Below are 12,516 nucleotides of genomic sequence, written 5' to 3' on the forward strand. Positions count from 1 at the left end.
GTAACGCCAAGGGCGAGGTGGTGTGCACCGGCGAGGTGCGGCCCGGCGCCGAGGCGTGCAACGGCCTCGACGACAACTGCGATGGCGTGGTGGACGAGGGCTTCAACTTCCAGACCGACATGGCCAACTGCGGCGCGTGCGGCAAGGCCTGCGGCGCTGGCACCGCGTGTGTCGGCGGCTCCTGCGCCAAGCGCTCGGAGCTGGACTGCAACAACACCACGGATGATGACGGGGACGGCAAGACGGACTGCGCGGACACGGACTGCAACAGCCAGGCGTGCGGCCCCAACTGCCTCTGCATTGGCGGCAAGCGCGGCGAGGCCGTGTGCAGCAATACCGCGGACGACGACTCCGACGGCACCTCCGACTGCATCGACTCCGACTGCGACGGCAAGGAGTGCAACGCCACCGTGGGGGGCTGCGTCTGCAAGGACCTGGGCAAGAGCGAGAGCGCGAGCGCCTGCGGCGACACCCACGACAACGACAACGACGGCCTCACCGACTGCGCGGACTCCACGGACTGCGACGCCAAGGCGTGTGGCACCGGCTGCCTCTGCGCGGGCAACAAGGGCACCGAGACGGCGTGTAATGACGGCGCCGACAACGACAAGAACCAGGGCACGGACTGCGCCGACGCCGATTGCGTCGGCAAGGAGTGTGGTGTCGGCGGCTGCACCTGCGTCCTCAACCGCAAGACGGAGACGGACTGCGGCGACACGCTGGACAACGACAATGACGGCCAGGCCGACTGCGCCGACTACGACTGCGCCTACAAGAACTTCGGCGACAACACCCGGTGCCAGGGCGGCAAGCGGGCGGAGTTCAACTGCAACGATGGCGCCGACAACGACGGCGACGGCAAGGCGGACTGCGCGGACTCCGACTGCGACGGTGTGCTCAAGAGCACGAATGTCATCTGCTCCATCACCAACACGCCGAGGCAGACCGACGAGACCAACTGCACCGACAACGCCGACAACGACGGTGACACCTTCAAGGATTGTGGCGGCGGCAAGCCGTCGCCCAACTGCACCAACCCGGGGGGCCGGTGCGGCTTCGGGTGCGTGCTGAGCGCCACGTGCTCCAACACCAAGAAGGAGACCGTGTGCGATGACAACGTCGACAACGACGGGGACGGCAACAGGGACTGCAACGACACCGACTGCAGCTCCACCACCGGGAATGTCTGCCGCAAGGCCGACGGAACGGCGGGCACCTGTCAGAGCAACAAGACGTGCACCTGAGTCGTACCTGAGTGCCGGTCCGCCTCCACCCGGCGGACCCCGCCTCACTTGCGCCCACCCTCGGATGGAACGCTTTGTCCATCCGAGGGTCGGAGGAGTCGTCACCCGGGCGACATCCCAGGCCCCATGGGTTGCCGGGAGTTGAGAGGATGGAAAGGTTTGCCCCCTCATGGGTGGCGACGACCTCATCGCGGGCACGGTTCTCTCTGACAGCTTCCACGCCGCCAGGAGTTCATCCGTCGTGGACGCGGAACTCCACGAAGGGGATGTACTGGGCAGCTACCAACTGGAGCGCCTGCTGGGCGAGGGCTCCATGGGCCAGGTCTTCCAGGCCCGCCACGTGCGGCTGGGGCGCCAGGTGGCCCTCAAGGTGCTGCGCTCCAAGTTCGCCCATGACCGGACCTTCGTGCAGCGCTTCTTCCAGGAGGCGCGCGCCGTCAATCAGATCAACCACGAGCACATCGTCGAGATCTTCGACTTCGTCGAGGATCCCCAGCACGGCCACGTCTACTGCGTGATGGAGCTGCTGCGCGGGCAGAGCCTCTCCGCCCTGATGAAGGGGGAGCAGCTCTCCGTGCTGCGCATCCGCCGCATGGTGGTGCAGGTGTGCGCGGCACTGGAGGCGGCGCACCGGCTCGGCGTGGTGCACCGGGACGTCAAGCCCGACAACCTCTTCGTCATCCCCAGGGGCGGTGAGGCGGACTTCGTCAAGGTGCTCGACTTCGGGGTGGCCAAGCTCCTCACCTCCGACAACACCAGCGGGACGCTGGACGGCACCATCATCGGCACGCCCACGTACATGTCGCCCGAGCAGGCCGCGGGCCTGCCGGTGGATCCCCGCGCCGACATCCACGCGGTGGGCGCCGTCCTCTACGAGCTGCTCAGCGGACGGCCGCCCTACCAAGCGCCCAACTTCGGCCAGCTCATGGTGAAGATCATCACCGAGCCACCGCCGCCGCTGCCCTCGCACACGCCCTCGGGCGAGCCGGTGCCGCGGTCGCTGGCCCAGCTCGCCCTGCGCTGCCTGGCCAAGGAGCCCGCGGATCGCCCCCCGCGGCTCTCCGAGGTCATCACCGCGCTGCTGGCGGACCTGGCGCCGGAGCCCGCCCTGGAGGCCCTGCGGCCCACCCAACCCATGCCCGTGCCGGGCTTCACGCTCCAGCCGCGCCGCGCCTGGCTGGCGCTCGCCGCGGGCGTGCTGGCCCTGATCGGCGCGGGGCTCGCCCTCTGGCCGGACGCCAGGACGGAGCCGCTCCCGGTCGCGGTCTCGGTGGCCTCGCCGGCCCCCAGCACCCCGAGCACGCAGGACGTGCGGCTCGATGAACCGGAGACCCTCGTGGCCCCGCTCGTTCCGGTGGAGCCTCCCGCGCCCCGGAACGAGGTGCGCGGGCCCGCGCGGACCACCACCCACCGCAAGCAGAAGGCAGGGATGCGCGATGACGTCATCGATCCGTTCGCTCGCTGATCGCTCCGTCCTCGCGGTGCTGGTGGCCATGTTGCTCGCCCTGGCGCCCCTGGGCGCGCGCGCCGCCAACGTGAACACGGGAGCACCCGACCCGGAGGCCATGGCCCGCACGAAGTTCGCCGAGGGCAACGTCCACTATGACCTGGCCCGGTTCCAGAAGGCCCTGGACGCCTACAGCGAGGCGTACCGGCTCAGGCCCCTGCCGGGCTTCCTCTTCAACATCGCCCAGTGCCACCGGCAGCTCGGCCAGGCCGAGCGCGCGGGCTTCTTCTACCGGCGCTACCTGTCCCTCTCGAAGACGGAGCCGTCCAACGCCTCGCTGGTGCGCGAGCTCATCGCGGAGATGGACGCGCAGGTGCGCAAGGAGCAGGAGCGGCGCCTGACACGCGAGGAGACGGCGAGGGATCAGGCCCGGGCCGCGGCGCTGCGGGCGCAGGCGGAAGCCATCGCCGCGCGCCGGGTGCAAGAGGGCGCGGGCAAGCCCTCCCTGACGCCTCGGGCGAAGACGGCGGCAATGCCCGTCGAGGCCGAGGTGAAGGGCGAGAGCCTGACGAAGAAGTGGTGGGTGTGGGCGGGGGCGGGCGCCGTGGCGCTCGTGGCCGGCGGCGTCATCTACGCGGCCACCGCTCCCGAGCCGCGCCCCGCCAGCCTGGGCACCATCCGCTAGCGACGGGGCCCCGCTCGACGGGCGGCCCCGCTCAGGCCGGGCTCTGCCGGGGCCCGCGCTGCTGCTGCGCCAGGAGCAGGGCGGCCGTGTGGCCCATGCGGATGTGGAAACCCTCGGCGTCGTGGAAGGTGAGCCGCACGTCGCCGAGCTGCAGCTGCATGCCGGACTCGATCCGCGTGGGCAGGCCGGGCCGCAGCTGCTTCCCGCTGAGCAGGGCCGGCCCGCCCTGCGTCAGCGACTCCACCGTCCAGCTTCCATCCGCCTGGGCGTGCAGCAGCAGGTGCTCGCGCGACACCGTGGCGTCGTTGACGACGAGCACGTTGTGCGAGGAGCGCCCCAGCGAGAGCGTGTCGCGCCCGGTGATCGGGGCCAGCTCGAAGCACATGGCGTCTCCCGCCGGCAGACAGTCCCGCAGATCCGACGTGGGCAGCCGCGTGTCGCCGTGGTTCTGCTCACTGTTCTCCGGCACGTTCCATACGCCCTCCTCCCACACCAACCAGCAGTGCGGGTAGCGGGCTCGGAACTTTTCCTTCAGTGCGAGATGCTGCCGCACGAGCAGCGACAGCAACAGGGCGCGCGCCATGGGGGCTAGCCAATCATCTCCGGGCGGTGATCGCCACTCGTTCGGTGCAACGGGTGTCCACGAGTGCGCAGCGGGGGCATGACGCGAGCAGGCGTCCAACCGTCCGGCCCGGATTTTCCCCTCGGGTCACCTCCGGCGTAAGGTGTCGCCGCAATGTTTCAGTGGGCTTCTCAACAGTGTGACAGGGATGAGCCCACTTCCCAGGTCAATTCCCCCCCCCCCACTCAAAGGGACCGCATGCGCAACTACCCCCGCCTCCTCCTGGCTGCGCTCGGCACAGGTCTGCTCTTGCTGACCGCGTGCCCCTCGCCCGAGGTCTGTGGCAATGGCCAGCTCGAGGGCCAAGAGCAGTGTGACGATGGCAATACCGCCGACGGCGACAACTGTTCGAGCAGCTGCACCTCGACGACGCCAGCGGCCTGCGGTAACGGCTCGGTGGAGACGGGCGAGGCGTGTGACGACGGCAACACCCGCAACGGGGACGGCTGCCAGAACGACTGCAGCGTGACTCCGGCGAGCGAGGAAGTCCTGCACGAGTGCGGCAACGGCGTGCGGGAGATTGAAGAGGGCTGCGACGACGGCAACGCGGTGAATGGTGACGGGTGCGAGAGCACCTGCGTGCCCACGCGGCCGGCGCTGGAGCAGTGCGCCGGGGCGGCGAGCCTGCCGCAGCCGGAGGGCGGAGCCACCTGTACGGTGCTCCCCGCCGAGGGCAAGGCCACCGGCTGGCGCCTGTACATGGGCGTGGTGCTGCTGGACGGCAAGACGCTGCAGGGCGGCCAGGTGCTGGTGGACGACAAGGGCGTCATCCAGTGCTCCTCGTGCGACTGCTCGGCCCAGGCGGCCGGAGCGGTGCGCATCTCGTGCCCTCAGGGCGTCATCTCCCCGGCGCTCATCAACGCGCATGACCACATCGACTACCAGAAGGTGCCGGCCGCCGGCAGCGAGGAGCGCTTCGAGCACCGCCACGACTGGCGCGAGGGCAACAACGGCCACACGGAGCTGCCGAGCGGCTCCTCCACCGCCGTCGAGCCGGTGCGTTGGGCCGAGCTGCGCCAGGTGATGTCCGGCACCACCGCCGTCGCCAGCAGCGGCGGCGAGGGCGGCCTGCTGCGCAACCTGAACTCCAGCAGCCAGCAGGAGGGCCTGGGCGAGGCGGCGCTGCGCTTCCAGACCTTCCCGCTCGGTGACAGCGGCGGCAAGGAGCTGACGAGCGGGTGCGGCTACCCGAGGATCGACTTCCCGAGCACCATCCCGGCGCTGTCGGCCTACCTGCCGCACGTGTCCGAGGGCATCGAGAAGTCGGCCCACAACGAGTTCTTCTGCGTCTCCGGCCAGGGCTCCGGCAGCCAGGACCTGATGACGTCGCGCACGGCCATCATCCACGGCATCGCCCTCACGGCGGCGGAGATCGGCAAGCTGGCCGAGCGGCACACCGGCCTCATCTGGTCGCCGCGCTCCAACGTGTCCCTCTACGGCGACACGGCGCTGGTGACGACCTACAAGCAGCTGGGCGTGGAGATCGCGCTGGGCACGGACTGGCTGCAGTCGGGCTCCATGAACATGCTGCGCGAGCTGCAGTGCGCGGACTCCCTCAACGCGAAGCACTTCGCGCGGACCTTCACCGACGTGGAGCTGTGGCGGATGGCCACGGCGAATGCCGCCGACCTGACGGACACCTGGGAGAAGCTGGGACGCATCGCCCCGGGCAAGGTGGCGGACCTGGCCATCTTCCGGCTGAAGGACTACGCCTACTCGCCGCACCGGGCCGTCATCGCCGCCACCCCCGAGGACGTGGTCCTCACCGTGCGCGGTGGCAAGCCCCTCTATGGTGACCAGGCCGTGGTGACCGCGCTGACGGCGGGCACGGACGAGGTCTGTGATGCGCTGCCCGTGTGCGACACCGCCAAGGCGGTGTGCGTGCGCTCCGAGCTGGGCGGGACGACCTTCGTGGCCCTGAAGGAGGCCAACGCCGTTTCCTATCCGCTCTTCTTCTGCAAGACGGCTCCGGAGAACGAGCCCTCCTGCACCCCGCAGCGTCTGGCCACCACGCCGGTGGCGGCCTCGGTGGACGGCTCCACCACCTACAGTGGCGCGAACCGGCTCGCGGACTTCGACGGGGACGGCATCGCCAACGACAAGGACAACTGCCCCATCGTCTTCAACCCGGTGCGCCCGATGGACGACGGCAAGCAGGTGGACACCGACGCCGATGGCGCGGGTGATGTGTGCGATCCCTGTCCGCTCAACGCCAACACCACGAGCTGCACGGCGGCCAATCCGTACGACAGGGACGGGGACGGCCTCGCGGTGCCCGGCGACAACTGCCCCATGGTCCCCAACCCGAGCCAGGCGGACGGGGACAGGGACGGCACGGGTGATGTGTGCGACCTCTGCCCGTCTCCCAACCCCGGTAACGCGGCCTGCCCGCTGTCCATCTACGCCATCAAGAAGCCGGTGGACGGCAAGTACCCGTACGTGAACCTGTCCGTCGCCATCAAGAACGCGCTGGTGACGGCGGTGGCCGACAGCGGCTTCTTCGTCCAGGTGCGTGAGGGGGACGAGGGTTACGCCGGTGCGTCCTGGTCCGGCCTCTTCGTGTTCACCAGCACCCGGCCCGCCGTGGCCGTTGGGGATCGCGTCGACATCCGCTCCGGTCAGGTGGCTGAATACTTCGGACAGATCCAGCTCACCGGCTCCAGCTTCGTCAAGGTGGGGACGGGCACGCTGCCCCAGCCGCTCGTCGTCACCCCGGCGGACATCCGCACCGGTGGCCCGCACGCCGTCGATTACGAGAGCGTGCTGGTCCAGGTCGAGAACGTCTTCGTGACGAAGAGGGAGCCCACGGTGGGCTCGGGCGACAAGGCCCCCACCAATGAGTTCGTCGTGGACGTCGCGGCGGGCACGGATGGCGAGGCCGTGGGCGTGCGCGTCAACGACCTCATCTACAAGTACACGACCCTCCCGGCGGTGGGCACCAAGTTCGGTTACGTGCGTGGCGTGCTGGACTGGCGCAACAACAACACCAAGGTAGAGCCGCGGGATGCGATGGACCTGGCGCCGGCCCTCGACAGCTTCGGTTCGACGGACAACTACGTGCGCGTGGGCACCAATGGGACGACCTTCCCGCAGGCGCTCACGGTGAACCTGGCGACGTCCTACTTCGAGGCCGTGCCTGTCACCGTCACCTCCAGCGACGAGAGCGTGGTGCGCGTGACCAATGGTAGCGGCCTCAGCATCCCCGTGGGCCAGAAGTCCATCACCGTGCAGCTGGAGCCGCAGAAGCAGGGCGTGGTGACGTTGACCGCCACGGTGCGCGGCATCAGCCTGACCACCACGGTGCGCGTGCTCGGCACCAACGAGCAGCCCTCGCTCACGCATCTCAGCCCCAACCCCATCGTCACCGGGCTGGGACTCGAGGCGACGGTCACCGCCCACCTGAACATCCCCGCGCCCACTGGCACCACGATGGACGTCAGTGTGACGGACGGGCTGGGGACAGTGACTCCGGCCACGGTGACCTTCGCGCCCAATGCGACCACGGCCACCATCACCTTCACACCCGCGGCCGCGCCCACCACCAACACGGGCATCATCCACGCCCAGCTCGGTGGCAGCAGCGCGGAGACCGAAGTCACCATCTCCCCCGACGCTCCCATCCTCAAGAGCCTCACCCCGGCGGATCCGGTGCTTCTCATCCAGGGCGGCTCGCAGGTGTTCACCGTGACGCTGGACAAGCCGGCGTTGGCCGAGACGCAGGTGAAGCTCTCGGTGACGCCTAAAACGACTGGCGTGCCCTACGGCTCGGTGCCTTCCTCGGTGACAGTGCACAAGGGCGAGACCACGGCCACCTTCACCTTCAGCTCGGAGGCCACGGCCGACATGACGGGCTACGTCACCGCCACGCTCAAGGACTCGTACTCCACCTGGGTGACCGTGCGCACGCCGTACCCGAAGCTCGTCAGCGTCACTCCGGCGAACGCGACCGTGCTGACCAATGGCAAGAAGGTCTTCACGGTGTCGCTGGACAAGGCGGCGGAGGCTGGTGGCGCCAGCGTGGCGCTCAGCCTGGAGCCCGTCACCGAGCTGGGCTCGCTCGATGTGGCGACGGTCACCATCCCCGAGGGCTCCAAGACGGGGACGGTGACGTTCACCGCCACCTCAACGGAGCAGACCGGCAAGCTCGTTGCCTCCTACGATGGCGTCACGTTCTCGGCGAACATCAAGGTGGCCATGCCGCACCCCGCCAACCATGTGGTCATCAGCGAGTTCACCTCGAAGAACCTCAAGGCAGACGGGTCAGTCGACCACAACGACGAGTTCATCGAGCTCTACAACCCGACGGGCAGCGACGTGGACATCACCGGGTGGAAGGTCCAGTACAGGAACAACAGCGCAACGAACTGGAACCCCACCCCGCTGGTCGACTTCGCCGCCTCAAACACGAATGTGACCCTGCGCACCATCCGCTCGAAGGGCTACTACCTGATCGGCTTCAAGAATTCCTCCAGCAGCTACACCGGGCCCGTTGCCGCCGATGCGAACTACGCCACGGTGACCGCTCATGGTGGAGGCGGTATCCGCATCATCGATGCGACCGGGGCCGAGGTGGACCGGTTGGCCTGGGGTACCGGCACCACGCTCGTGCCCGAGGGCACCGCCGTGCCGTTCATCGACAACTCCGTCGCGGGCAACACCTACGAACGCAAGGCCAGCGTGGCTTCCAATGCGGTTTCCATGAGCGCTGGGGGCGAGGACGAGAAGGCGGGTAACGCCGAGGACGCCAACAACAACGCGGAGGACTTCGTCATCCGCTCCAAGCGCGATCCGCAGAACTCCTCGAGCCTGGTCGAGCCGTAGCCCTCACCGACGGCCTCCCCCGCTTCCCGAGTGTGAAGCGGGTGGAGGCCGGTGAGGTCCTCACGCCCTCCGCGTCACCGAATCCAGGTGCTCGCGGGGGGCGTCGTCGTTTCAGCGCGTGACGATGCCGTCCACCACCAGCCGGTCCAGCGTCGCGTAGAGCGGATCGTACGCCACCGACTCGCGGAACAGGTTCTGGTGCAGCAGCGCGCCCATGCACGCGCCGATGATGGTGTGCGCGGCCACTCCCGAGTCCACGTCCGTGCGGAACTCCTTCGTCCGGCTCTGCCCGTGGTGGACGATGTTCGTCAGCAGCGCCACGTAGAGGGCCAGCTTCTCCCGGATGGACTCGGCCACCCGGTCGTTCGCGTGCGCCGACTCCGCCGCCACCATCCCGAAGAAGATGCCGTACTCCCGGTGGTTGCGCAGGAACTGCACCGTCCGACCCAGGAACGCCAGGAGCTGCTCGCGCGCCGTCAGCCGGCGCTGCTCACTCAGCAGCTCCTTGAACTCGTTGAGGAAGCGCTCGTGCAGCTCCTCGATGGCCGCCAGCAGCAGATCCTCCTTCGTCGGGAAGTGCCAGTAGAGCGCCCCGGGCGTCATCCGGATGGCCTTGGCCAGCTCCGCCATCGTCGTCGCCAGGATGCCCCGGCGCGCGAACAGCGTGATGGCCGCCTCCATGATTTCCACTCGCGTCCGAGCCGCGCGCTCTTGCTTGATCTCCCGCTTCGCCGCTGCCTTGCGCATTCCACCCGCCATCCTACCTACCTCGGGCGTCCTGCGTCACCCCCTCGTGGCTCAGGCGAGCAGGGTGATCTTCACGATCTCCGGCGGCGCGGCCACGCGCACCGGCGGGCCCCAGAAGCCCGTGCCCCGGCTCACGTAGAGCGAGCTGTCTCCCTCGCGGTACAGCCCCGCCGGGTGCTCCCAGATGGCCGACACCACCAGGTTGAAGGGGAAGAACTGTCCGCCGTGCGTGTGTCCGGACAGCTGCAGCCCCATGCCCGCCTTCAGCGCCTGCTCGCGCCACCCGGCGGGCTGGTGCGCCAGCAGCACCGCCGCGCGCGACACGTCCCGCCCCGCCGTGGCCGCCGCCAGGTCATAGCCGCGGCTCGCCGGGTAGCCCGAGCGCGTCGCCGCCCAGTCGTCCACGCCCACCAGGTCGAACGAGGCGCCCGGCTCGCCGATGGACACGTGGCGGTTGCGCAGCACCGTCACCCCCATGCGCTGCAGCGCCTCGGTCCACTCCTCGTCCCCCGAGTAGTACTCGTGGTTGCCCGTGACGAAGTACGTGCCGTGCCGCGAGCGCAGGTTGCTCAGCGCGCTCGCCGCGAAGCCGAGCTCCTCCACGCTGCCGTCCACCAGGTCGCCCGTGATGCACACCAGGTCCCCCTTCAGCGCGTTGGTTCGCGCCACCATCGCGTCCATGAAGCGGCGCTGGATGAGCGGCCCCACGTGGATGTCACTGAGCTGGACGATCGTGAAGCCGTCCAGCGCCCTGGGCAGCCCGGGCAGCCGCACCGCCACCTCGTTCACCACCGGCGGGGTGTAGGCGCGCCACACGCCGTAGCTCGCCACGCCTCCGGTGGCCACCAGCGCCGCGCCCGCGGTCGCCCGGGCGAGGAACTCCCGCCGCTCCTCGGACACGGGGGCCGCCCCGGCCGCGCGCCGGCGCTCCAGCCACCCGGTGAGCGTGCGCACGCCCCCCAGCGACAGCACCGCCAGCAGCAGGTAGGTGGCCCCACCCATCCAGAACCAGCCGAGCTGCTCGAAGGCGGATGACGCCTCCGAGGGCAGCAGCCGCGTGAGCAGCCGCGCGGCAATCATCGTCGAGGCCAGCAGCGCCATCAGCACCACCCCCGTCCGCCGCCAGGCCGGGTGTCTCGCCGTGTCCCGGAAGAGGCGCCGGTACAGGTAGATGTGGCCGAGCACCACCACCAGCGTCAGGGTGCTGAAGAAGATGACGAAGCGCAGCGAAATGCTCATGGCGTCCTGAAGACTCACCGGCGCGAGGTGCGCCGCAACCCCATCGTATGTGAAGACGCGTGAAGCCGCTCCTCACCCCACGAGCGAGCGCAGGGCCTCGGGCAGCTCGGGGTGCTGGAAGCGGTAGCCCGCCTCCTGGGCGCGCTGGGGCAGCACCCGCTGGCCGCCGAGCACCGCCTCGGACATCTCCCCCAGCGCCACCTTCAGGGCGAAGGCGGGCACCGGCACCACGGCGGGTCGCCCCAGCGCCGCGCCGAGGGCCCGGGAGAAGTCCGCGTTCGTCATCGGCTGGGGCGCCGTCACGTTCATCGGCCCGCGCAGCTCCGGCTGCTCCAGCGCGAAGAGGAGCAGGCCCAGCGCGTCGTCGCGGTGCACCCAGCTCAGGTACTGCTGGCCCGAGCCCATCTTCCCGCCCAGGCCCAGCCGGAAGAGGGGGAGCATCTGCTTGAGCGCGCCCCCCTCCGGGTGCAGCACCACGCCGATGCGCGGCAGCGCCGTGCGGATGCCCGCCGCGTCCGCCTCCTGCGCTTCGGCCTCCCACGCCCGGCACACCCGCGCGAGGAAGTCCTCCCCGGGCGAGCTGCTCTCCGTCAGCGGCTCCGCGCCCCGGTCCGCGCCGTAGTAGCCGATGGCCGAGGCGGACACGAAGTGCCGCACCGTCCCCGCCGCCCGCATGGCCTCCACCAGCCGCCGCGTGCCCACCACCCGGCTGTCGCGGATGCGCTGGCGCGCCTTGTCCGTCCACCGCTGCGCCACCGGCTCGCCCGCCAGGTGGATGACGGCCTCCGCGCCGCCGAGCGCGTCCGGCGCCAGCGGCGTGCTCGCGTCGAAGTAGGAGCCCGTCACCCCGGAGGGCAGCCGCGCCTGGGCGCGCGCCACGTCCCGCGCCAGCACGTGCACGCCGTGTCCCCGCTCCAACAGCCGCTGGACGAGGACGGGGCCGAGGAATCCGCTCGCTCCGGTAAGGGCCACCTTCATGGTCGCTGCTCCTGGGCAATGTCCTGGCCCACCAGGGTACCCAGCACGCGCAAGAACGTCTCGATTTCCTCGGGCTTCATGCGGCCGGAGTACCGGTAGAGGACCGTGCCCGAGCCGTCCAACAGCAGCACCGAGGACGTCTTCTTCGGCAGGTTCCACGGCGGCGCGCCCAGCGTCCCCTTCAAGTCCACCAGGATGGGGATGCCCCACTTCTTCTCCTCGTCGCGCACGTGGGAGAGCGCGAGGCCCCGCGCGGGGAAGAAGTCGAAGGACTCGAGGTTGGCCACCGCCACCACCCACGCCGCCTCCAGCAGCTCCAGTTCCTGCCCTCGCGCGAAGAGAGCCTCCTTCAAGGGCGAGTTGAGTGTCGTCGAATGGCGATCCTCATAGAAGAGAATGACGGGTTTTCCCCGCCATCTCGACAAGGCCACTTCCTTCCCGTCCGACCCTCGCAAGGTTGCGTCCAGCGGCCCCCCCTGGGGCTCGTCGGCGAGTGAGGGACTCGCGGCCAACAGGGCGGCCGTCAGCATGCCTGCAATCCGTGCGGTCATCGGGGACTCCTGTGGACAAAGCTTGTACGAACGTTGAACATAGCGTTGACATGGCCTGGACACAAACGTTACCTCCAGGCTCGAAGCGCCCCATTGCCCCGGAGGACAGCAGCATGGGCCCGACGCCGTTCCTGACTGCCCCGCCCATGCCCGTTCCCTCGGTGGGGCAGGCCTGGCTCAAG

Annotated in this window: 8 protein-coding genes and 1 pseudogene; 4 read left to right on the forward strand and 5 right to left on the reverse strand. The window is 69.6% G+C overall.

From position 1 onward, the window contains the following. From VF697_RS22165 to VF697_RS22175, 3 genes and pseudogenes are all read left to right on the forward strand, one after another. A pseudogene (locus VF697_RS22165) lies at positions 1-1,244 on the forward strand (hypothetical protein); the annotation flags it as partial. Positions 1,245-1,485: 241 nt separating this feature from the next. Continuing rightward, positions 1,486-2,709: a serine/threonine-protein kinase gene (locus VF697_RS22170; protein WP_414641329.1), complete on the forward strand. Its 1,224-nt coding sequence runs from the start codon at positions 1,486-1,488 to the stop codon at positions 2,707-2,709. Beyond that, positions 2,681-3,376, forward strand: coding sequence for a tetratricopeptide repeat protein (locus VF697_RS22175; RefSeq protein ID WP_331098109.1), 696 nt, complete (start codon positions 2,681-2,683; stop codon positions 3,374-3,376). The genes VF697_RS22170 and VF697_RS22175 overlap by 29 nt, the downstream gene beginning before the upstream one ends. A gap of 31 nt (positions 3,377-3,407) precedes the next feature. Here the strand turns inward: VF697_RS22175 and VF697_RS22180 are convergent, their stop codons facing one another. Further along, a complete protein-coding gene (locus tag VF697_RS22180; protein WP_331098110.1) occupies positions 3,408-3,959 on the reverse strand; it encodes an FHA domain-containing protein in 552 nt (183 codons plus the stop codon). A gap of 237 nt (positions 3,960-4,196) precedes the next feature. Between VF697_RS22180 and VF697_RS22185 the strand changes: the two genes are divergently transcribed. Next, on the forward strand, positions 4,197-8,819 hold the full coding sequence (locus tag VF697_RS22185; RefSeq protein WP_331098112.1) for a lamin tail domain-containing protein: 4,623 nt from the start codon (positions 4,197-4,199) through the stop codon (positions 8,817-8,819). Positions 8,820-8,930: 111 nt separating this feature from the next. Here VF697_RS22185 and VF697_RS22190 read toward each other — a convergent pair whose 3' ends face one another. From VF697_RS22190 to VF697_RS22205, 4 genes are all read right to left on the reverse strand, one after another. After that, the gene (locus VF697_RS22190; protein WP_331098114.1) at positions 8,931-9,566 is read right to left on the reverse strand and encodes a TetR/AcrR family transcriptional regulator; all 636 of its coding nucleotides are present in this window, start codon (positions 9,564-9,566) and stop codon (positions 8,931-8,933) included. 51 nt (positions 9,567-9,617) lie between these two features. Next, positions 9,618-10,805, reverse strand: coding sequence for a metallophosphoesterase (locus VF697_RS22195; RefSeq protein WP_331098116.1), 1,188 nt, complete (start codon positions 10,803-10,805; stop codon positions 9,618-9,620). Positions 10,806-10,877: 72 nt separating this feature from the next. Next, positions 10,878-11,783 (reverse strand): TIGR01777 family oxidoreductase, encoded by a 906-nt coding sequence (locus tag VF697_RS22200; RefSeq protein ID WP_331098118.1) that lies wholly within the window; start codon positions 11,781-11,783, stop codon positions 10,878-10,880. After that, entirely contained in the window at positions 11,780-12,334 is a 555-nt protein-coding gene (locus VF697_RS22205; RefSeq protein WP_331098120.1) for a hypothetical protein, read from the reverse strand. Before VF697_RS22205 ends, VF697_RS22200 begins: the two co-directional genes overlap by 4 nt. Between the last annotated feature and the right edge of the window lie 182 nt (positions 12,335-12,516).

Source organism: Archangium sp. (assembly GCF_036388035.1).
Classification (GTDB): Bacteria; Myxococcota; Myxococcia; order Myxococcales; family Myxococcaceae; genus Archangium.